Origin of the sequence: Streptomyces platensis, from assembly GCF_008704855.1 — a bacterium.
GTDB classification, from domain to species: domain Bacteria; phylum Actinomycetota; class Actinomycetes; order Streptomycetales; family Streptomycetaceae; genus Streptomyces; species Streptomyces platensis.
The window spans coordinates 4,664,934-4,684,206 of record NZ_CP023691.1 but is presented as its reverse complement, the minus strand read 5'-3'; the positions used below and the strand labels follow the sequence as shown (position 1 = coordinate 4,684,206).

Here is a 19,273-nt window from a genome sequence, read left to right as displayed (position 1 = left end):
CATGGCGCACCCCCGGCTGCCCGTCACCGTCCTCTCCGGTTTCCTCGGCGCCGGCAAGACGACCCTGCTCAACCACGTCCTGGGCAACCGGGAGGGCCTGCGCGTCGCCGTCATCGTCAATGACATGAGCGAGATCAACATCGACGCCGCCCTGGTGCGCGGCGGCGGCGCGGCGCTGTCCCGTACCGAGGAACGGCTCGTCGAGATGACCAACGGGTGCATCTGCTGCACCCTGCGGGACGATCTGCTGGAAGAGGTCGACCGGCTGGCCCGGGAGGGGCGCTTCGACTATCTGCTGATCGAGTCCAGTGGCATCTCCGAACCGATGCCGGTCGCCGCGACCTTCGCCTTTGCGCGCGATGACGGCGCCACGCTCGGCGAGCTCGCGCGTCTGGACACCATGGTCACCGTCGTCGACGCGGCCGGCTTCCTGCCCGAACTCACCGGCGGCGACGGCCTCGCCGAACGCGGCCTGGACCAGTACGAGGACGACGAGCGTACGGTCAGCGATCTCCTCATGGACCAGATCGAGTTCGCCGACGTCCTCGTGCTCAACAAGACCGACCTGGTCGACGCCGGGACCGCGGAACGCCTGCGGGCGACGCTGGCCCGGCTCAACCCGGCCGCCCGTATCGTCCCGGCCCGGCACGGCAGGGTGGCGCCCGCCGAGATTCTGGGCACCGGCCGCTTCGACCTGGAGCGCGCCCAGCAGGCGCCGGGCTGGGTACGGGAACTCAACGGCGACCATGTCCCGGAGACCGAGGAGTACGGCATCACCGGTACCGTCTTCCGCGCCGACCGCCCCTTCCACCCGGCCCGCCTCTGGCACTTCGTCACCGAGCAGCTCGACAGCGGCGCCTTCGGCGGCATCCTGCGCTCCAAGGGCTTCTTCCGGCTGGCCACCCGCCCCGGCGTCACCGGGCTGTGGTCCCAGGCCGGTTCGGTCGCCCGCTTCGAGCCGACGGGCGTGGACGAGGGGCGTACGGAGCCGGGGCCGGGGCGTGGTCCGGAGTCGGACCCGGCCCGTGATGTGGAGCCGGGCCCGAACGGCCAGGAGCTCGTCTTCATCGGCACCGGTCTGCGTGCGGGGCCGCTGCACGCCGCCCTGGACGCCTGTCTCCTCGTCCCCGGCGAGCCCGCGCCCACGAGGGCCGACGACCCGTTCCCGGCCTGGGACGTCCACGGCCCCGGGGACCTCTGCGACCACGAGAGCCCGGCCGACCACCCGGCGGACCACCCGGAGGTGCCGCTCACCGGCTGACGCGGCCGAGTCCCGGCCCGACCACGGCACCGCGCGCACGAGCACCACCCGGGCCACGGCACCGCCCGGCTACGCCCCCGGCTACGACACCCCCCGCACCGGCACCGCCTCCTGCGCCCGCCGCATCGTCCGGGACGGCCACCAACTGGCCCGCCCCAGGAGGGTCAGCGCCGACGGCAGGATCACGACCCGGATGACGAAGGCGTCCAGCAGGACGGCCACCGCGAGGCTGAAGCCGATCTGCTTCATCTCCGCGAGGTGCAGGAACATGAAGGCCGCGAAGACCGTCACCATGACCGCCGCCGCGCTGGTGACGACCTTGGCGGAGGCCCCCACGCCGTGCAGCACCGCCTCCCGGGTCGGCACCCCGCGCAGCGCCGCCTCCCGTATCCGGCTGACGACGAAGATCTGGTAGTCCATCGACAGGCCGAAGAGGATCACGAACAGGAACAGCGGTACGCGGGAGCCGATGGCGCTGGTCGCCGCGGTGTCGAACCCGAACAGGGTGCTGGCCAGGCCGTGCTGGAAGAAGACCACGACCAGCCCGAACGCCGCGGCCGCGGAGAGCAGATTGAGCGCGACCCCGAGCAGACCGATGACGACGGAGCGGAAGACCAGCGTGGTCATGAGGAAGGTCAAGAGCAGCAGGGCGCCGATGACCAGGGGCAGCTTGCCGTCCTGGTGGGCGAGGTAGTCGGTGTCGTGGGCGACATCGCCGCTGACCGCGAACTCCGCCCCGGGCACCGCGCCCACGGTGTCCGGCAGATAGTCCCGGCGGAGGCGGTCGAGGGAGGTGATCGCCTCGGGGGAGCTGACCTTGTGCGGCGTCGACAGCTCCATGGTGGTGGTGCGGTGGTCCCGCGAGGTCTTCACGAGCGGGGTGACGCCCTTGGCGTAGAGCGGATCGGACTGCGCCCGCGCGCTCAACTGCCGTAGCGCTGCCGCCACTTCGGAGGATTCCGCGGCGGGGGCCCGGACCACGATCTGATGCTGGACGCGCAGCTCGGGGAAGGCCGTGGTGAGCCGGTCGTAGGTCTGGAGGGCGGGGATCTCGCGGGAGTGGCTGTCCTTGTTGAGGACGCGCAGCTGCATGCCCAGTGCGGGTGCCGCGAGCGCCAGCATCAGCAGGACGGACACCGACAGGGTGCGGGCCGGGTGCTCGGTCGCCGGACGCAGCAGGGCGCGCCAGAGGCGGCCGGTGCCCTCCGCGCGCTCCCGCGGTGCCGGGCGGCGGCCGGTCCGCCGCGCACGGCGGTCCGCGCGGCGTTCGGCGCGTTGGGCGATCTTGACCAGCAGTGCGGGCAGCGCCGTCAGCGAGCTGAGGACCGCGGCCAGGACGACGATGACGGTGCTGGTCGCGAGCGAGGAGAAGACCACGTCGGTGGCCAGGTACAGAGTGGCGGTGGAGACGATCACCGCGAGGCCGGAGACGACGATCGCCCGGCCGGCGGTGGCGGCGGCCAGTTCCACCAGCGCCTCGGCGCCGAGCCGGCCGCCCGCGCGGGCCCGTTCCTCCCGTTCGCGCTTGAGGTAGAAGAGCGTGTAGTCGACGCCGACGGCCATGCCGATCAGCAGGATGATGTTGGCGCCCACCCCGGCGTCCGGCTGGAGGTGCGAGACCACCATCGACAGGCCCATGGCGGCCGCGATCGAGGTCAGCGCGAGCAGCAGCGGCACCGCCGCCATCAGCGCGGACCCGAAGACGACCAGCAGCGTCAGCAGTGTGACGGGCAGCGCGAGGGCCTCGGAGAGCGCCAGGTCCTGGCTGCGCTGGGTGTCGACGCCGACGCTGACCGACGGGCTGCCGGTCTCCGCCACCCGTAGTTCCGGGTGGCTGCGCTGGACCGCCGCGGTCCGCGCGGCGAGCGGCGCCACATGGTCCTTGGCGTCCGCCTCCGCGCCCTTCATGACCACCGCGACCCGCAGCGAACCCCCGTCGGCCGAACGGACCGGGGGCTCGACCCGCGCCACCTCGGGCAGCTTCCGCATCCTGGCGGTGAGGTCGCGGACGGCCGCGTCGGCGGCGGTCCGCTCCAGCGGGCCGGACCGGGCGGAGATCAGCACCTGTTCGACCGGCTCCCGGTCCAGCCGGGCCTCGGCGGCCAGCGTCTCGGCGCGGCCCGCCTCACCGACGCGGTAGTCCTCGCCGGTGGCCTTGTGGGTGCCCATCGCCAGGCCCACCCCCAGGCACAGCACCACGAACGCCAGCCAGCCGGCCAGCGCGCGCCAGGGATGCCGTGCGCTCCAGACCGCCAACCGCACCGTGACCGGCCGTTTTTCTCTCGACTGCGGCTCCCACGGCCGCGTTCGTACCGCCACGTTCACTTGCCCCGCCCCTTCGGCATCGCGTCGCGCCCCCACTGGTACGCATGTAAGTCGAGAATTACAGGTGTCACATCAGAGCGTCAACCGTAAAATTGTGGTGGCCGGAGGGCGCCGGGCTGTTTGACAGTCCGTCGTGGCATACGAAAACCTCCGCTGACACACGTCCGGAACAGCAAGAAGGTGGGCCATGAACAGCGAGCAGCTGCTGGCCCTGCTGTCCGCCGTGGGTCATGCGCAGCGGCTGCGGGTGATCGGCGAACTCGCCGACGGGCGGCTGTACGTCAGCGAGCTGGCCCGCCGGCTGGAGATGTCCCGGCCGCTGCTCTATATGCACCTGGACCGGCTGGAAAAGGCCGGACTGGTGGTCGGCCGGCTGGAGCTGTCCGAGGACGGCAAGGCGCTGAAATACTTCGAACTGGCGCCGTTCGAGCTGAAGCTGAACGTGGCCACCGTCCTCGCCGCCCTCCAGGAGGACCGGTCCGCGGCGCCGCCCGAAGAGACCGGGGACACGGGCGGCGCGGTGCAGCCGCCGGCCGCGAAGGGACCGAACGACCCTAGGGGGACGCGTACATGAACGGCAGCATCATCATCCCGATCGCCGTCCTGGTGATCATTTTTGCCTCGGTCACCACGATCGTGGCGTCGTACTTCAAGCTCCAGCGGCATCGCGCGGACGCCGCGGCGCTCGCCGAGTACCGCGGGCTCGCGGAGCGGGTCACCGCCCAGCAGGAGACCATGAGCGCGCAGTTGGCCGAGCTGGGCGACCGGGTCAAGGCCGTGGAGAAGCTGCTCCAGAGCGTGGGCTGAGGCCCGGCGGCGGGCGGGGAGCGGCCCGCCGGCGGGCGGGTGCGGGCCCGGCGGAAGTTTTTTCGCACCGCCCGGCAACCCCGGCCCCCGCCGCACGTCGTCAGGGGTGAGGGCGCCATCCGGCGCCGCCCCGTCGAAGAACGTGGAGCAGCCGACCGTGAAGTCCACCCGTACCGTCCGCACCCCCTCCGCCGCCCGGCCGTCCGCCGCCCGCCCCCGTCTGCGCGGTGCGGCCGGCGCCGGAGTGGTCGCGGCGCTCGCGCTGGCCGCGCTGTCGGCCGGCACCGCGCACGCCGAGAACCACGCGTCCCCGCGCCCGTCCCAGGCGTCCCCGTCCTCGCCGCCGTCCGACAGCAGTGCGCGGCCCACGCCCGGCACCAGCGTCACCCCGGAACCCAGCGCCCCGCCCACGGCCCCGCCCTCCCCCGGCACCCCGCGGCCCTCCGAGAGCCCCACCGAGCCGCCGCGGCCGAGCCAGACCCCGCCGCACCCCGGCGCCGAGCCGTCCTCCCCCGGCGAGCCCACCCCCGCCAACGGGCAGGGAGGCGGGAAGGAACTCGCGCGCACCGGCGCCTCCGACACGACGACCATGGCGCTCGGCGGCGCCGCCGCGGCCCTGATCGCCGCGGGCGGCGGCACCGTCTACGCGGTCCGCCGCCGGCGCGGCTGAACCACCGCACCAGGCCCCGCCGAAGGAAGCGATGGAGTACTCCGCCGCCCCGCACGCCCCGGTACGGTTCGCCCTGCCGGGGCGCCGGCCTGCCCTGTGGCGGTGGCTGCTGCGCACCGCCCGTGCGACGGCCGCCCACCGCGAGACACCGCGCCCGAGCCCTGCGCCTGCGCCTGCCGCGTACGGCCAACCCGCTGGCTCCCGGCCCCGGTTGCCGGACGGCGGGGGCGCCGCACCGCCCGAACCCGCGCCCACGATCAGCGAGCTGTACCACGCCCACCGGCTGACCATGGTCCGGCTGGCCGTGCTGCTCGTCGACGACCGCGCCACCGCGGAGGACGTCGTCCAGGACGCGTTCGCCGCGCTCTACAAGCGGCACGGCGAACAGCTCGACGAGGTCGACAACGCCCTCGCCTATCTGCGTACCGCGGTGGTCAACGCGGCCCGTTCGGTGCTGCGGCGCCGGCGGACCGCGCGCAACTACACCCCGCCGTACGAGGCGGACGCACCGTCCGCCGAGGAGCGGATCGTGCTGGACGAGGAGCACCGGGAGGTGTTCGCCGCGCTGAGCGGGCTGACCGCCCGCCGCCGGGAGGTGCTCGTGCTGCGCTACTGGGGTGATCTGACGGAGGCGCAGATCGCGACGACACTGGGCATCAGCCGCGGCGCGGTGAAGTCCCTCGCCAGCCGCGCCCTGGACTCGCTGGAGAAGATCTTGGAGGCGCGGTCATGAACGGCCCCGGCACGGGATACGGCCGCACCGGAGACGCCCCGGAGGACCGCCCGGGAGACGGCGGGGGCGGTGTCGGGCCCGGCGGCCCCGGTCCCGGCCCCGGCCTCGGCGGCACGGCGTCCGGGCGCCCCGTGGAGGACCGGCTGCGGCGGGCCTTCGCGGCCCGCGCCGAGAGCATCGGTATCCGGGATCTGCGGCCCGCCGCGCCCCCGCGGCCCGCACCGCGCCGCGTTCGGCTGCTCGGTCCGCGGCGGCCCTGGCTGCGCCGTTTCGGGCTGCCGCTGGCGGCGGCCGCCGCGGCCGCCGCCGTCGCGCTCGGCTATCTGGCGACCGCCCCCGACGGCCCGCCGGACCGGCCGCTGCCTGCCCGGCCGCCGCACTCCGTCGACCCGTCACCGGACCCGACGCCTACGGAACCGAGCAACACGCCGTCGCCGAGCGCGTCGCGGACGGGCGGCCACCGGCCCCCCGCCCCCTCCGGCTCGCCGTCCCCCTCCCGGCCGCCGCGGGATGCCCCGACGGCCCCCGCCACGGCCCGGCCGTCCGGCCGCCCGGACGGCCGGCCCTCCGGGACCAGCCCGCCGCCCTCCACACCCCCGTCACCCACCCCGACCCCGGAAGGCGGCGGCCGGAGCACCTCCCCTACCGCGTCCGCGAGTTGAGGATGTTACGGACGCTCGCCACCGGCCCCCGGAGCACCGGCACGGGCCCGCCGCCCCCGCACCCCGAGCGCTGCCACCAGCAGCGTTCCGCCGGTGCACAGCAGCGCGAACAGATCACCGGTCCGGCTGTAGAGGGTCTCCGTCCGCGGCTGCACCGGCACCTCGGCGACCAGTGTCTGCCGGTCCGCGGTGAAGTAGTCCGCGAGTCCGCGGATGCGGCCCTGGTGGTCCATCGCGGTGGCGACACCGTGCACGGACTGCCGGACCATGGCGTAGCCGTACTCGACGGACCGGAAGACGGCCCGCTGCGCGTGCAGCGACTCGAAGCCCGCCCAGTCGTTGGCGGGCACCATGATCAGTGCGGTGCCCTGGTCCGCCGCCCGCCGCATCAGCCCGGGGAAGTCGGCGTCGTAACAGATCACCGTCGCCAGCCGCCCGTACGGCGAGCCGGTGACGGGTACCGCCCCCTCGCCGGGCGTCATCGGCTCCATCGGGGTGGGGTGCGTCTTGTCGTAGGTCCAGGCGACCTTCCCCTCCGGTGTCACCAGGGCGGCGACATTACGCACATAGGGCGGCCGCGGGATGTGCAGGGCGAAGGCGGTGTTGACGTAGACCTGGCGCTTGCGGGCGATCCCGGCGACCCGGCCGAGCAGCCGCTGCCGGTCGTTCGCGAGCACCCGGGCCTGGGTCTCCGGCCACACCACGATCCGCGCACCGGCCCGCGCCTCCCGGTCGGTGGCCGCCACCAGATCGTCGGTCACCGGCGCCAGCGCGGCACGCACCCGTCGCGGATCGGCCCGCACCAGATTCCGCGGCCGCCACAGCTCCTCCCCGGCCGTGTGCAGCGCCCGTTCGGTGGCCCGTTCCGCGGCGCGGCCGGCGCTGATGCCCGCGACCCGTACGGTCTCCGTCGTCGGCGCGCAGTACACCAGCCGTACGCCACCGGCGCCCAGCACCAGCGCCAGCACCCCGGCCCACACCACCGCGCCGCGCCGGATCTCCGGCCACCGGAAACCGCGCTGCCATGCCCAGTGCGCGACCGAGGCCGTCCACGCCACCACGAAGCTGACGCCGTACACACCGGTGACGGAGGCGAGTTGGACCAGCGGCAGAAAGGCGTGCTGGGTGAAGCCGAGCGCCCCGTAGTCGCCGAAGCCGGCGAGCCGCGTGAAGAGATACTCCCCGCAGACCAGCACCACCGGAAAGACCAGCGTCGAGCACACCGAGCCGGCGCGCGCCGCGACCAGCCGGTCGGCGGCGAACGGCAGTGTCTGCACCAGGGCGAGCACCGCGAACACCGCCACCACGGACGGCACGAACACCATCCCGGTCGAGATCAGCCACACCAACTGGGCCAGCCCCAGCGCGTATCCGACCCGCGGCAGCCCGTGCCGGGCCGGCCGCAGCCGGGCGTAGCGCAGCAGAAAGACCGGAAACAGCCAGGCGGCCGCCGCGAGATGCCAGTTGCTGTGCACGGCGAGCAGCAGCAGCGCGGTGCCCACTCCCCACAGCCACCGCCCGGCCGGCCGGTCCCGCGCCGTCCGCGCCCTCTTTTCCGGCCCCCTCCCCGGGGCCTCCCCGCCCCCTCCACGCGCTCCCGCTCTCCCGCGCTCCCGTATGCCGAGCACACCGCTCTCCTCTCCCCGTACGCCTCGCTTGCCGCGTACCGGGACGCTAGGGGCGGTGGCCCCCTCGTCACCGCTGCCGTTCGGCAGGGACGACCCCCGACTTTCGTCAGGTCCCAAGGGCGGCGGACACCCCGCCGGGGGCAGCGCCGTAGGCGTTAGCCATGCGTTAGTCGATCGCCAGCACCCGCGCCGAAGGTCGTATACACGCCACCGTCCGGGGAGCACCTATGCCCATCACCGCCCTCGCCACCATCCGCCGGGCCGCCGCCGCAGCTCTCCTCGTCACCGCCACCCTGGCCCTGACCGCCGGCTGCCACGACGGCACCGGCCACAAAGCCGGGGACTCCGTCACGGCCGTGTCGCCGGCTCCCGTCCCGCCCTCGCACGACGACGGCGCCCCGCCCACCGGCCCGGACGGCCGGGCCGCCTGCACTCCCGAGATGCTCAAGTTCCAGGCCGGCGCGATGCCGCGGCGGGCACACCGCATGCTGCTGACGGTCACCAACTTCTCCGACCGGCCCTGCACTTTCGCCGCCCAGCCCTACCCCCTGCTGCACTTCGGCGACGGCCGGCGGGCCCCGCTCCCGGCAATCGGGGCCAGCGCACCGCCGGGCGTGATCTCGCTGGCGCCCAACCGGACCGCGTACGCCCTGATCATCACCTCCGCCGCCCACGGGCCGGACGGCTCGCACCACAGGGGCGGAAAGATCTCCCAGTTCGGCGTCGCCCTGTCGGCCCGGGCCACCCCCACCCAGGTCGGTCTGGACGGCCGCGCCCCGGTCCATGTCGACCCGCACACCGCCCGGGTCACCTACTGGCAGTCGAGCCTGGCGGCCGCCCGCAAGTGGTGACGCCCCGGCGTCCCGCGCTCCGGGGCCCGCCGCGGTAGGCCGTTCGGGTCGCATCCGGCCATATCCGCGGGGCCTCCACTCCCCAAAGATCCAACTTTGCCGCCAATGATCCTTTTGCACTGCTGCGGCATGGCTGCGCCCGGTGCCGCTCGCCCGGTAGGCTTTCCGTGTGATCTTCAAGCGCATCGGAAACGGTCGGCCGTACCCGGACCACGGCCGGGAGAGCACCCGCCAGTGGGCGGACGTCGCCCCGCGCCCGGTACGCCTCGACCAGTTGGTGACGACCAAGCAGCAGCTCGATCTCGAAACGCTGCTCGCCGAGGACTCGACGTTCTACGGCGACCTCTTCGCGCATGTCGTGAAGTGGGAGGGCGACCTCTACCTGGAGGACGGGCTGCACCGCGCGGTGCGCGCGGCCCTTCAGCAGCGCCAGGTGCTGCACGCCCGCGTGCTCGAACTGGACTGACACCCGGCCCGCACAGCCCAACAGGCCGGAAATCGCCCTTAACCGCCTGACACCACCCAACCCACCCCGTCCGAATTGACCCTTTTGGGTTGGGTCTCGCACGACGCGTTGATCATCTAGTAGGCACGGACCTCCACCCGCACTACGCTGCGCCCATGAGCATGCTGACGCCCCCAGGCATGGGCGGTAGGAAGTACCGCATCACGGGCGACAGGTATCCGCGGATGCGCCGTCCCCGCCACCGTCGCCGGATCGTTCTCACCCTCGTCGCCGCCGCCTGCGCCCTCGGCCTGGCCGGCTGGGGCACCTTGCAGCTCATCGACGTCTTCGGCGGCCGGGCCGGTACCGCCCACGCCGCCCAGGACAAACAGCACTGCCAGGACGGCGCCAAGACGGAAGCCGCCCAGGCGAAGACCGCCGCCCGGAAGCTGCCCGCGCCCGGCACCCTGACCGTCAATGTCTTCAACGCCACCCCGCGCTCCGGCCTCGCCAAGCGCACCGCCGACGAACTCCAGAAGCGCGGCTTCAAGATCGGCAAGGTGGGCAACGCCCCCGCCGCCTACGACAAGAAGATCAAGGGCGCCGGGATACTGCTCGGCCCCAGGGCGGCCGACGGCCCGCTGAAGGTGCTCGCCACCCAGCTCGCCGGCGCCCAGCAGAAGACCGACGACCGCAAGGGCGCCGAGCTCGACCTGATCATCGGCGACACCTTCAAGGCGCTGGCCACCCAGCAGGCCGCGACCAAGTCCCTCTCCGTGCTGACCCATCCGTCCCCGGCCCCCGCCGCCGGCGACGCCAAGTGCTGACCGCATGAGCAAGGGCCCTGCACCAACCGTGGTGCAGGGCCCGAACCATGATCAGGTGGGAAGGGGCGGGGCCGGTCAGCCGGCCGTGCCGTACATCCGGTCACCCGCGTCGCCGAGGCCCGGCACGATGTAACGGGCCTCGTTCAGCCGCTCGTCGACCGCCGCGGTGACCACCGTCACCGGCGTCCCGGCCAGCTCCTTCTCCATGACCTCGACGCCTTCCGGCGCGGCCAGCAGGCAGATCGCGGTGACATCGCCCGCACCGCGCTTGATCAGCTCACGGATCGCCGCGACCAGCGTGCCGCCGGTGGCGAGCATCGGGTCGACGACGTACACCTGACGGCCCGAGAGGTCGTCGGGCATCCGCGTGGCGTAGGTGCTCGCCTCGTAGGTCTCCTCGTTGCGGACCATGCCCATGAAGCCGACCTCGGCGGTGGGCAGCAGCCGGACCATGCCGTCCAGCATGCCCAGACCGGCCCGCAGAATCGGCACGACCAGGGGGCGGGGATGCGAGAGCCGCACACCGGTGGTCGCCGTCACCGGGGTCTCGATGTCGACCTGCTCGGTGCGCACATCGCGGGTGGCCTCGTACGCGAGCAGGGTGACCAGCTCGTCGGCGAGCCGCCGGAACGTGGGGGAGTCGGTGCGCTTGTCGCGCAGAGTGGTGAGTTTGTGCGCCACCAGCGGGTGGTCGACGACGTGGATCCGCATGACATCGACACTAACCGAGCCGGAAGGCCCCGGCGCCCGCCGTGCAGTGCCCGGCGGAAGCAGGCGGCCGTGCGAGGTGGCCGGCATCAAACCACTGAAAGGAGGGAAAGGGGGCACGTACGCCCGATTAGCCGTTCCGTCCTCGGGCGAAGAGCTCGCCCGAGGTGGTGTGCGTGTGCCCGACCGTAAGCGGACCGATGACACGAACGACGCCGTCTCCGGTAGCCAGGGCCCGTCCCCGGACGCCGGGAACGAAGCGGCGCGCCGACGGCGCCGTGCACAATTTCTGCGGGAACTGCACGAGGCCAAGGAGTTGCGGGCCCGCGTCCAGCCGCGCCGCGCGCGGGCCGAGCGGATGCGCCAGGCCGTGCGGATGCGCACATTCCGCTGGTAGCGGAGCCCTGTGCGCCGGTAGCGGAACGCCTTCACGCCCCGGCTCGCGCTGCGGCACGTGAGCGACATCTCTCACAACCTCCGCACGACGCAGCGTCGAAGACCCCGCGCGAACGCGTTGTTTCTGCCACGATTCCGAAGGGGCGGGACCAACGGCGTGCAGCGCCGCCCCGCCCGGCCCGGCACGCCTATGACCAGTGGGAGAGTCACGGTGTACTTCGCCGCACTGCTCGCGCGCACCGAAGACGGGTGGGAAGCGAGCGATACGGAGCTCGACGATGTGGAGACGCTGACCGATCTGGCCGATCTGGCCCGAGAGGCGGCGGTCGACGACGACACGGTGGTGGCCTTCATCGAGCAGGAGGACGCCTGGTTCGGCGTCATCCGGGTGGACGGCGAGGAAGACCCGCGGGTCTTCCTCTCCAACGCCGCCATCGCCGCCAGAAGCTCGTACGGCGCCATGCTGACCGACGAGCTGCTCGGCCGCGACGAGGACGACGCGACCGACGACCTCGACAGCCTCGACCTGGACGGCACGGAGGACGGCGAACCCGAATCGGACAACAACGTGGACGACGACCCCCTGGAGGCGGTGAACGGCTCGGACGGCCCGCCGCACGGCCCGCTCGGCGATGCCGCCCTGCTGGCCGACCTGGGGGTCAGCGACAAGGAACTGCTGGCCCTCAACGGTGATGCGCTGAGCACCATCGCGGACTCGCTGGGCTGCACGGAAGTCCTCGAAGCCGTGCGCTGAGCCGGCCCGGCCGGACTCCTGCCCCGGGGCCTGCGGCCCCGCCCCGGTCACGTCCCCGACACTGGGGACATGACCGTCCCCCCATCCGCCTCTCTTCCCTCCCCCGCGCCCGACCCGCTGCGCGATCCCTGGACCGCGCCGATGCGGCAAGCGCTGGGCGAGGCCGCCCGCGCCCCCGGGACCGGTGACGTCCCGGTGGGCGCCGTCGTGCTGTCCGCGGACGGCACGGTCCTGGGCACCGGCCACAACGAACGCGAGGCCACCGGCGACCCGACCGCGCACGCCGAGGTCCTCGCGCTGCGCGCCGCGGCCCGGGCCCTCGGAGAATGGCGGCTGACCGACTGCACGCTGGTAGTCACCCTCGAACCGTGCACGATGTGCGCCGGGGCGATCGTGCTCTCCCGGATCGACCGCGTGGTCTACGGCGCCCGCGACGCCAAGGCCGGGGCGGCCGGCTCGCTCTGGGACGTCATCCGTGACCGGCGTCTCAACCACCGGCCCGAAGTCATCACCGGCGTCCTCGAAGCCGAGTGCGCGGCCCTGCTCACCGACTTCTTCCGCGAGCGCTGACCGGCGTCCGGAGGCCGCGGCGGCCGCCGCCCGGAATCCGATTTCGGCGCACGGCCACCCTTGGGCTAAGCTCTCTCTCGGTAGCGTGTCCGAGCGGCCGAAGGAGCGCGCCTCGAAAGCGCGTGAGGGGGCAACTCCTCCGTGGGTTCAAATCCCACCGCTACCGCTCAGAGGGCGAAGGCCCCGATCCCCACCAGGATCGGGGCCTTCGTCATGTCCGGGGCCGCGACGACCGACGGCGCGGCGCGGGTTCCGCGCCCGGCACCCGCCACCGAAAAATCGCCACAGGAAAGCGGCGCACCCGCCGGGACGAGCGCGCCACTGGGCCGGGGGGGCCGGCCGGCGCCTACTGGGCGCTACGCCTGCTGCGTGCGCGGACGAAGCGCACGAGCAGCCAGATCGCCACGATCACCAGCACCAGGAAGACGACGAACAGCACGATCAGCACGATGCCGAGCTTCTTGAAGAAGCTGCCCTTCTTCTTCGCCTTCTTCTTCCACTTCGACACCTTGGACTTGGACACCGTGGTGAAGTGCGGCGCGTGGTGTGCCCGGTGGTGGCGGTACGACACGGGCTGCGCGGGAGCGGCGGCGAGCCGTACGGAGGCGTCGGCGCCCCGGCTCGGAGCGCTCGCGGCGGCGACCGGCCGGGTGGTGTCCCCCGTGCTGCGGCCGGCCGCGGCTGCCGGTGCGACGGCCGCGGCCAGCAGACCGGCCAGCAGGGCCAGCACGACGGCCGGCCGCCGCCGCGTCAGGGGCGGGCGGGCGCCGCTCCGGGCGGGCCGGGCGGCTCGGCAGGACGAATCGGGCGCGGGCGAGGCGGAGTTCATGGGCATCTTCGGTTCCCCCTTGGGACGAGCGTCCCGCCATTATGTGCCGCGGCCCGGCGCCTGTCGCCGAACACGACGGGAGCCCCGCCGCCGGGCCCTTTCCTGGGTTCCCCCGTGGTCACCAGGGGTGGCTCGGCGACAGGGCTCCCGTCCAGGAGAAGCGGCGTCCGCGGACGGCCGCATCCTCCGAGGAGGACCACACCTCGAGTCCACGTCACTGTCCGGGGGCGGTCGTGACATGAACCCCGCAGCGAGGCTCCGGTCCAGGGGCCGGGATTCCTGCCAGGATCACCGGCCCACGTCTCTCAGGGTGCCTCCCGGGAGCCGTCCCAACAGGCAGGCGAAGGGCCCCCTTTGGCGGGCCTTTGGTCCATAAAGTCCGGATCAGTGCCGGGCTGGAGCGGATGCACTCGGCCCACAACCTCGACTCCCGGGATCGAACACCTGTGGTTACACTCGCCCGACTGCAACCGGGAAAGTGCAGGCACCGCCGTGGGGGCCTGTGTAGGGGAGACGGGACTGATGGCGCAGGCGAAGAAGATCGCGTTGTACATGATCATTGTCTTCGTGCTGTACACGATCATCACCTCCCCGCAGCGGGCCGCCGAGATGGTGCAGATAGGCTTCGAGGGCATCTCGTCCGCCGCTCAGGGCGTCGGCGAGTTCATGACCCAGCTGATCAAGTAGGGACCGCCCGCCCCGGCCGGCGAACCCTGGGGCCGCCCGCGACCGGACCGGCCCACGGTCGGCCGGCACCCCAGCCCCGGCCCAGCCCGCCCGACGACCGGACCGGCTGCGCCCCGTCCGCCGCACGGAGGCTCCCGTGATCCGCCACCTGGTCCTGTTCAAGCTCAATGAAGGTGTCTCCCGCGACGAGGAGCGGGTGCAGGCCGGCGTGCGCGCGTTCGCGGCGCTGGAGGACGAGATTCCGGAGCTGGCGTTCTGGGAGTGCGCCTGGAACATCACCGACCGGCCGATCGCCTACGACTACGCGATCAACTCGGCGGTGGCCGACAAGGACGCCCTCAAGCGCTATCTCGAGCACCCGGCCCACCAGGCGACCGCTGCCCAGTGGCGTGAATTCGCCACCTGGGTGATCGCCGACTACGAATTCTGAGCCGCGGCACTCCCCCGGCCCGTTCCGCCGAGCCCCTCACCCCTCGTGGGTGGGGGGCTTTGCCGTACCCCGGCCCCGGCCGCCACCCACCCGCCTCACGCCACCCCGCAGCCACTCAACTCTCTGTTCAACACGGCGTTATGAGGTGCTTGCACACAGTGCACATGTCTTGTGATGCTATGACCGCTTTTGCCGGATACATGCACTGTGAAGGGTGGCGTGACCGTGACGGCCCGTACTGCGCCCAAGGCTCCATCCCGCGAGAGCCGAAGCGCGGACACGCGGGCGCTCACGCAGGTGCTGTTCGCGGAGCTGTCGGACCTCGAGCCCGGCACCCCGGAGCACACCCGGGTCCGCGCCGCACTGATCGAGGCCAATCTGCCGCTGGTCCGCTATGCCGCGGCGCGTTTCCGCAGCCGCAATGAGCCGATGGAGGATGTCATCCAGGTCGGCACCATCGGCCTGATCAATGCGATCGACCGGTTCGATCCAGATCGCGGCGTCCAGTTCCCCACCTTCGCGATGCCTACCGTCGTCGGCGAGATCAAACGCTACTTTCGAGACAATGTCCGTACGGTCCATGTGCCACGCCGTCTCCACGAGCTGTGGGTCCAGGTCAACGGCGCGACCGAGGATCTGACGGTGCTGCACGGCCGCTCCCCCACCACCGCCGAGATCGCCGAACGACTGAAGATCGGCGAGGACGAGGTACTGGCCTGCCTGGAGGCGGGCCGTTCGTATCACGCCACCTCACTGGAGGCCGCACAGGAGGGCGACGGCCTGCCCGGCCTGCTCGACCGCCTCGGATACGAGGACCCGGAGCTGGCCGGCGTCGAGCACCGGGACCTCGTACGGCACCTCCTGGTCCAGCTGCCGGAGCGCGAGCAGCGGATCCTTCTGCTGCGTTACTACAGCAATCTGACGCAGTCACAGATCAGTGCGGAGCTAGGGGTGTCGCAGATGCATGTCTCGCGGCTACTGTCGCGGAGCTTCGCTCGGCTGCGATCCGCAAACAGGATCGACGCGTAGCCGGGACGAGCGACCCGATCCGGCACAGATATGTCGACATGGCGCTACAGCGTGTTGCCGACATGTGACATTCTGCTGGAACCGCGTTTGCCACGGCGCTGCCTCCGGTATTCAGGTGGAGGTATCACTCCTCGGTCCACCCCGGTCCGAGGACGCCGCAGCGACCCGACCGCGACCTCAAGGGGGTGGCATGTCCGTAGAACTGGGCAGCTCGAAGGTGCTTCCCGCGATTCCCGCGCCCGCACCGCACGTGCACGACGACGACGCCATCAACACCCGCACGCTCTCCCGCTCCCTGTTCCTGCGGCTGGCCTCGCTCGACAAGGACTGCGCGGAGCGTACGTACGTACGCGACACGCTCATCGAGCTGAACCTCCCGCTGGTCCGCTATGCGGCGGCCCGGTTCCGCAGCCGCAACGAGCCGATGGAGGACATCGTCCAGGTCGGCACGATCGGTCTGATCAAGGCGATCGACCGTTTCGATTGCGAACGCGGCGTGGAATTCCCGACGTTCGCGATGCCTACCGTGGTCGGCGAGATCAAGCGGTTCTTCCGCGACACCTCGTGGTCGGTGCGGGTCCCGCGCCGCCTCCAGGAGCTCCGGCTCGCCCTCACCAAGGCCAGTGACGAGCTCTCCCAGAAGCTGGACCGCTCCCCGACCGTTCCCGAACTGGCCCTGTGCCTGGGAGTGTCGGAGGAGGACGTGGTCGACGGCCTCGCCGTCGGCAACGCCTACACCGCCTCCTCGCTCGACTCCCCCTCTCCCGAGGACGACGGCGGCGAGGGCTCCCTCGCGGACCGCCTCGGCTACGAGGACACCGCCCTGGAGGGCGTGGAGTACCGCGAGTCCCTCAAGCCGCTGCTGGCCAAACTCCCGGCCCGCGAGCGCCAGATCATCATGCTGCGCTTCTTCGCCAACATGACGCAGTCCCAGATCGGCGAGGAGGTCGGCATCTCCCAGATGCATGTCTCCCGGCTGCTCACCCGCACCCTGGCGCAGCTGCGCGAGGGCCTCATCTCCGACTGAGGAACGGTCCGCCGGGGGGCTGCAGGTGCTTCGTGCCGCTCGGCGGACAGTCACAAGAGGAGCCAGGAGGACGGCGGGGCAGCGCGCGGAGATCCGCGCCCCGGCTGCCCGGCAGCCGCATCCCCGAAAGCCGCAACAGCGGCGCACGAGAGCCGCAGACGGGCCGTACGCGGCCGTACGCAGCTCGTGGGCCCCTTCGTGAGGTCCTCCCGAAGTTTTGAACGTACCGCGTCGAACCGGGACTTGATACGGGCCGTGGCCGCCCGTCCGTCGTCCCTGCCCTCCGCGTCCGTACCCTCCGCCGTCCGTGCCGTCCGCCGGCCGACGCCGTGGAGGTCGAGGTCGAGGTCGGGGTCGACGAAGATCCGGCCCGCGCCAAGTAGAGGCCGTCGAACCGGTGGTGGCGGATGTCGAACCGCCCTCCGCACCCCCGGCGTCCGGCCTCTGTACACCTGACGCACCGTCAGCAACACTGACCCGATGCGACGGACGACGACTGTGGCCTCCGCTTCCGCGGCCGTGCTGTGCCTGGGTGTCCTGCTGACCGGCTGTGGGAGCGCGGCCGGTGCGGGCCATGCCGCGGTGGGCGCGGCCGGGCCCGGCGACGGCCGGGTGCCGACTCAGGCCGTCCCGCCCCGGGACGGCGTCCAGCTGACGCCTCTGGACGGCGACGGAAGCCAGGCACGGAACGGCGGCAAGGACGACAGCGGCGGCACGGAGTCCGGGCGGCCCGGTACGGGGGCGCCCGAGGGATCCGGCAAGGAGGACACGGCCGACGGCGCACGGCCCTCCGGCAGCCCCGGTGCGTCCGGTGCCCGGCACGGCTCCTCCGCGCCCACCACAGGAGCGCACCCCGGCCACGGCGGCGCCACCACGCCCCCGGCGTCTCCGGGCTCCCCCAACTCCCCCTCGCACCCCGGCGATCCCACCCCGCCGCACGGCACCCCCGCTCCCGAACCGCCCTCCCCCACCCTCCCGGGCGGCCCGGACACCCCCGATGGCCTGCTGATCGGTGTGCCGGACCGGTCCGGCACCGACGTCCGCTGGTGCGAGCGGGTCACCCTGGAGTTCCTCAACACCGGCGACCGGCCCGTCACGTCCGGCACGGTCACCTTCGGGACGCACATCATCGGCGGCCTCGGCATCGACTGGGCCACCCTCCACTCCACCCACAAGCTGCCGCTGCCGCTGGCGCCGGGAAAGAAGAAGACCGGCAGCTGGCGGGTGTGTGTGGACGGCTGGCGGGTGCCGGCGGGCATGCACATCGAGACGAAGGATGTGGCCTTCACCTGGAAGTGAGGGAGCCGGGCGGGGCCGCCGGGTCCCGCGGGCGGCCGGGCCGCTCCGTTCCCCATCAGCGCGGGGAAACCCCTCCCGGAATAGCGATGAGTTCCCAGCGGTGCGACGGTCTAGAGAGGCACAGACGCAGCCACCGGCCGCGAACCGTCCCAGGGAGAAGACCATGCCCAAGATCACCCCCAACCTCTGGTTCGACACCCAAGGCAAGGAAGCCGCCGAGTTCTACTGCTCGGTGTTCCCGAACTCGAAGATCACCGACGTCACGTATTACAACGCGGCGGGCCCGCGGGAGGCCGGCACCGTACTGACGGTGGAGTTCGAGCTCGACGGCCAGGAGTACCTCGCGATCAACGGCGGCCCGGAGTTCACCTTCACCGAGGCCATCTCCCTGATGATCACCTGTGCCGACCAGGACGAGATCGACTACTACTGGGCCAAGCTCTCCGAGGGCGGCGAAGAGGGTCCCTGCGGCTGGCTGAAGGACAAGTACGGGCTGTCCTGGCAGGTGGCGCCCGGCGGTATGACGGAGCTGCTCAACGATCCGGACCAGGAGCGGGCGGCCCGTGCCATGAAGGCCATGTTCGGCATGAAGAAGATCGATATCGCGGCGCTCCAGGCGGCGGCCGACCAGGCTTGAGGCGCCTTCCCGGCACTTTCCGCGGGCGTATCGGAGCCCCGGGCCGGGCGCGGTCCGGGGCCCGTCGCCGCGTCGGTGGGTCGTGGCCTCAGGAGCGGCTGGGATTCCGTCCGGTCCGTATCGGGCGCGGGGCGGGGCTGTGGCGTATGTCCACGTCGCGCAGGGCCCGGGTGGCCGCGTCCACGGCCGTGGGGGACGCCTCGGCGAAGACGGCCTCATGCGCGTCGGCGTTGGCGCGGACGGCGTGCTCGGCCGTCCGCACCCCGTCCGGCGTCAGCCTGATCATGGTGCTCCGGCCGTCGTCCGGTGAGGGCTCGCGGCGGACGAGGCCGCGCTCGGCGAGGTGGTTGACGACGTTGCTGATGCCGCCGGAGGACAGCAGCAGGGCGCGGGCCAGTTCGTTCGGCTTCATACGGTACGGCTCGCCCGCCCGGCGCAGGGCGACCAGGATGTCGAACTCGGCGACGGTCAGGCCGAGTTCGGGCAGCACACCGCGGGTGGCCTGGTCCAGGGCGCGGGCGAGCTGGGCTATGCGCTTCGAGAGCTCCGTCGTCGGGCGGAGCACGTCCGGCAGCTCGGCGTGCCAGGCGTCCATCAGCGCGTCGACGGGGTCAGGGCGCGGTCCGGGTGGTGCGGTCACGTCGGCAGGATAGATCAGCATCATGATAGCTTTCTATAAAGCTTTCTTCCGAACGTGT

General features: G+C 72.4%; 23 protein-coding genes and 1 tRNA gene. 19 read left to right on the top strand and 5 right to left on the bottom strand.

From position 1 onward, the window contains the following. Window position 1 precedes the first annotated feature (1 nt). Window positions 2-1,261, top strand: coding sequence for a GTP-binding protein (locus CP981_RS20770; RefSeq protein ID WP_085928161.1), 1,260 nt, complete (start codon window positions 2-4; stop codon window positions 1,259-1,261). A gap of 81 nt (window positions 1,262-1,342) precedes the next feature. Here CP981_RS20770 and CP981_RS20765 read toward each other — a convergent pair whose 3' ends face one another. Beyond that, window positions 1,343-3,523 carry an MMPL family transporter gene (locus tag CP981_RS20765; protein WP_085928162.1) on the bottom strand — a complete coding sequence of 727 codons (2,181 nt, stop codon included), beginning with the start codon at window positions 3,521-3,523 and terminating at the stop codon, window positions 1,343-1,345. Window positions 3,524-3,773: 250 nt separating this feature from the next. Between CP981_RS20765 and CP981_RS20760 the strand changes: the two genes are divergently transcribed. From CP981_RS20760 to CP981_RS37795, 5 genes are all read left to right on the top strand, one after another. Beyond that, window positions 3,774-4,160, top strand: a complete 387-nt coding sequence (locus CP981_RS20760) for an ArsR/SmtB family transcription factor (RefSeq protein WP_085928163.1) — start codon at window positions 3,774-3,776, stop codon at window positions 4,158-4,160. Next, window positions 4,157-4,393: a hypothetical protein gene (locus CP981_RS20755; protein WP_085928164.1), complete on the top strand. Its 237-nt coding sequence runs from the start codon at window positions 4,157-4,159 to the stop codon at window positions 4,391-4,393. The genes CP981_RS20760 and CP981_RS20755 overlap by 4 nt, the downstream gene beginning before the upstream one ends. A 157-nt stretch (window positions 4,394-4,550) precedes the next feature. Beyond that, the gene (locus tag CP981_RS20750; RefSeq protein WP_143659063.1) at window positions 4,551-5,063 is read left to right on the top strand and encodes an LPXTG cell wall anchor domain-containing protein; all 513 of its coding nucleotides are present in this window, start codon (window positions 4,551-4,553) and stop codon (window positions 5,061-5,063) included. 31 nt (window positions 5,064-5,094) lie between these two features. Further along, on the top strand, window positions 5,095-5,796 hold the full coding sequence (locus CP981_RS20745; protein WP_085928166.1) for an RNA polymerase sigma factor: 702 nt from the start codon (window positions 5,095-5,097) through the stop codon (window positions 5,794-5,796). Beyond that, complete coding sequence (locus CP981_RS37795) at window positions 5,793-6,458, top strand: hypothetical protein (RefSeq protein ID WP_085928167.1); 666 nt, start codon at window positions 5,793-5,795, stop codon at window positions 6,456-6,458. The genes CP981_RS20745 and CP981_RS37795 overlap by 4 nt, the downstream gene beginning before the upstream one ends. Window positions 6,459-6,463: 5 nt before the next feature. On the opposite strand, the gene CP981_RS20735 is transcribed toward CP981_RS37795, so the two are convergent. Further along, complete coding sequence (locus tag CP981_RS20735) at window positions 6,464-7,960, bottom strand: apolipoprotein N-acyltransferase (protein ID WP_244329724.1); 1,497 nt, start codon at window positions 7,958-7,960, stop codon at window positions 6,464-6,466. Between the two features lie 353 nt (window positions 7,961-8,313). On the opposite strand from CP981_RS20735, the gene CP981_RS20730 reads away from it, so the two are divergent. The 3 genes from CP981_RS20730 to CP981_RS20720 all read left to right on the top strand — a co-directional run bounded on the left by CP981_RS20730 (window position 8,314) and on the right by CP981_RS20720 (window position 10,209). Further along, a complete protein-coding gene (locus CP981_RS20730) occupies window positions 8,314-8,937 on the top strand; it encodes a DUF4232 domain-containing protein (RefSeq protein WP_085928168.1) in 624 nt (207 codons plus the stop codon). 169 nt (window positions 8,938-9,106) lie between these two features. Beyond that, window positions 9,107-9,403: a type II toxin-antitoxin system VapB family antitoxin gene (locus tag CP981_RS20725; RefSeq protein WP_006604254.1), complete on the top strand. Its 297-nt coding sequence runs from the start codon at window positions 9,107-9,109 to the stop codon at window positions 9,401-9,403. A gap of 155 nt (window positions 9,404-9,558) precedes the next feature. Further along, window positions 9,559-10,209 carry a LytR C-terminal domain-containing protein gene (locus CP981_RS20720; RefSeq protein WP_085928169.1) on the top strand — a complete coding sequence of 217 codons (651 nt, stop codon included), beginning with the start codon at window positions 9,559-9,561 and terminating at the stop codon, window positions 10,207-10,209. Between the two features lie 75 nt (window positions 10,210-10,284). Here CP981_RS20720 and upp read toward each other — a convergent pair whose 3' ends face one another. After that, window positions 10,285-10,920 (bottom strand): uracil phosphoribosyltransferase, encoded by a 636-nt coding sequence (gene upp / locus CP981_RS20715; RefSeq protein WP_085928170.1) that lies wholly within the window; start codon window positions 10,918-10,920, stop codon window positions 10,285-10,287. Window positions 10,921-11,095: 175 nt separating this feature from the next. Between upp and CP981_RS20710 the strand changes: the two genes are divergently transcribed. The 4 genes from CP981_RS20710 (at window position 11,096) to CP981_RS20695 (ending at window position 12,803) form a co-directional block, all read left to right on the top strand. Further along, window positions 11,096-11,314, top strand: coding sequence for a hypothetical protein (locus CP981_RS20710; protein WP_085928171.1), 219 nt, complete (start codon window positions 11,096-11,098; stop codon window positions 11,312-11,314). A 210-nt stretch (window positions 11,315-11,524) separates the two neighbouring features. Next, window positions 11,525-12,067, top strand: coding sequence for a tRNA adenosine deaminase-associated protein (locus CP981_RS20705; RefSeq protein ID WP_085928172.1), 543 nt, complete (start codon window positions 11,525-11,527; stop codon window positions 12,065-12,067). A gap of 69 nt (window positions 12,068-12,136) precedes the next feature. Next, window positions 12,137-12,637, top strand: coding sequence for a tRNA adenosine(34) deaminase TadA (gene tadA, locus CP981_RS20700; RefSeq protein WP_085928173.1), 501 nt, complete (start codon window positions 12,137-12,139; stop codon window positions 12,635-12,637). A gap of 79 nt (window positions 12,638-12,716) precedes the next feature. Then, window positions 12,717-12,803, top strand: a tRNA-Ser gene (locus CP981_RS20695). A gap of 180 nt (window positions 12,804-12,983) precedes the next feature. Here the strand turns inward: CP981_RS20695 and CP981_RS20690 are convergent. Continuing rightward, the gene (locus CP981_RS20690) at window positions 12,984-13,472 is read right to left on the bottom strand and encodes a hypothetical protein (RefSeq protein WP_244329723.1); all 489 of its coding nucleotides are present in this window, start codon (window positions 13,470-13,472) and stop codon (window positions 12,984-12,986) included. 516 nt (window positions 13,473-13,988) lie between these two features. Here CP981_RS20690 and CP981_RS37790 point away from each other — a divergent pair. From CP981_RS37790 to CP981_RS20665, 6 genes are all read left to right on the top strand, one after another. After that, on the top strand, window positions 13,989-14,153 hold the full coding sequence (locus tag CP981_RS37790) for a hypothetical protein (protein WP_167392858.1): 165 nt from the start codon (window positions 13,989-13,991) through the stop codon (window positions 14,151-14,153). A gap of 136 nt (window positions 14,154-14,289) precedes the next feature. Beyond that, window positions 14,290-14,583 (top strand): Dabb family protein, encoded by a 294-nt coding sequence (locus tag CP981_RS20685; RefSeq protein ID WP_085928174.1) that lies wholly within the window; start codon window positions 14,290-14,292, stop codon window positions 14,581-14,583. 219 nt (window positions 14,584-14,802) lie between these two features. After that, window positions 14,803-15,612 carry an RNA polymerase sigma factor SigF gene (locus CP981_RS20680; RefSeq protein ID WP_030415862.1) on the top strand — a complete coding sequence of 270 codons (810 nt, stop codon included), beginning with the start codon at window positions 14,803-14,805 and terminating at the stop codon, window positions 15,610-15,612. Between the two features lie 190 nt (window positions 15,613-15,802). Continuing rightward, entirely contained in the window at window positions 15,803-16,639 is an 837-nt protein-coding gene (locus CP981_RS20675; RefSeq protein ID WP_085928175.1) for an RNA polymerase sigma factor SigF, read from the top strand. Window positions 16,640-17,119: 480 nt separating this feature from the next. Beyond that, on the top strand, window positions 17,120-17,938 hold the full coding sequence (locus CP981_RS20670; protein ID WP_244329722.1) for a hypothetical protein: 819 nt from the start codon (window positions 17,120-17,122) through the stop codon (window positions 17,936-17,938). 163 nt (window positions 17,939-18,101) lie between these two features. Next, window positions 18,102-18,575, top strand: a complete 474-nt coding sequence (locus tag CP981_RS20665) for a VOC family protein (RefSeq protein WP_085928176.1) — start codon at window positions 18,102-18,104, stop codon at window positions 18,573-18,575. A gap of 88 nt (window positions 18,576-18,663) precedes the next feature. On the opposite strand, the gene CP981_RS20660 is transcribed toward CP981_RS20665, so the two are convergent. Then, window positions 18,664-19,215: a MarR family winged helix-turn-helix transcriptional regulator gene (locus CP981_RS20660; RefSeq protein ID WP_229893627.1), complete on the bottom strand. Its 552-nt coding sequence runs from the start codon at window positions 19,213-19,215 to the stop codon at window positions 18,664-18,666. Between the last annotated feature and the right edge of the window lie 58 nt (window positions 19,216-19,273).

Coding starts and splice junctions, on each gene's coding strand:
- CP981_RS20665 (WP_085928176.1), top strand. CDS start 18,102: ATGCCCAAGATCACCCCCAACCTCTGGTTCGACACCCAAGGCAAGGAA.
- CP981_RS20670 (WP_244329722.1), top strand. CDS start 17,120: ATGCGACGGACGACGACTGTGGCCTCCGCTTCCGCGGCCGTGCTGTGC.
- CP981_RS20675 (WP_085928175.1), top strand. CDS start 15,803: ATGTCCGTAGAACTGGGCAGCTCGAAGGTGCTTCCCGCGATTCCCGCG.
- CP981_RS20770 (WP_085928161.1), top strand. CDS start 2: ATGGCGCACCCCCGGCTGCCCGTCACCGTCCTCTCCGGTTTCCTCGGC.
- CP981_RS20755 (WP_085928164.1), top strand. CDS start 4,157: ATGAACGGCAGCATCATCATCCCGATCGCCGTCCTGGTGATCATTTTT.
- CP981_RS37790 (WP_167392858.1), top strand. CDS start 13,989: ATGGCGCAGGCGAAGAAGATCGCGTTGTACATGATCATTGTCTTCGTG.
- CP981_RS20730 (WP_085928168.1), top strand. CDS start 8,314: ATGCCCATCACCGCCCTCGCCACCATCCGCCGGGCCGCCGCCGCAGCT.
- CP981_RS20720 (WP_085928169.1), top strand. CDS start 9,559: ATGAGCATGCTGACGCCCCCAGGCATGGGCGGTAGGAAGTACCGCATC.
- upp (WP_085928170.1), bottom strand. CDS start 10,920: ATGCGGATCCACGTCGTCGACCACCCGCTGGTGGCGCACAAACTCACC.
- CP981_RS37795 (WP_085928167.1), top strand. CDS start 5,793: ATGAACGGCCCCGGCACGGGATACGGCCGCACCGGAGACGCCCCGGAG.
- CP981_RS20690 (WP_244329723.1), bottom strand. CDS start 13,472: ATGCCCATGAACTCCGCCTCGCCCGCGCCCGATTCGTCCTGCCGAGCC.
- CP981_RS20760 (WP_085928163.1), top strand. CDS start 3,774: ATGAACAGCGAGCAGCTGCTGGCCCTGCTGTCCGCCGTGGGTCATGCG.
- CP981_RS20745 (WP_085928166.1), top strand. CDS start 5,095: ATGGAGTACTCCGCCGCCCCGCACGCCCCGGTACGGTTCGCCCTGCCG.
- tadA (WP_085928173.1), top strand. CDS start 12,137: ATGACCGTCCCCCCATCCGCCTCTCTTCCCTCCCCCGCGCCCGACCCG.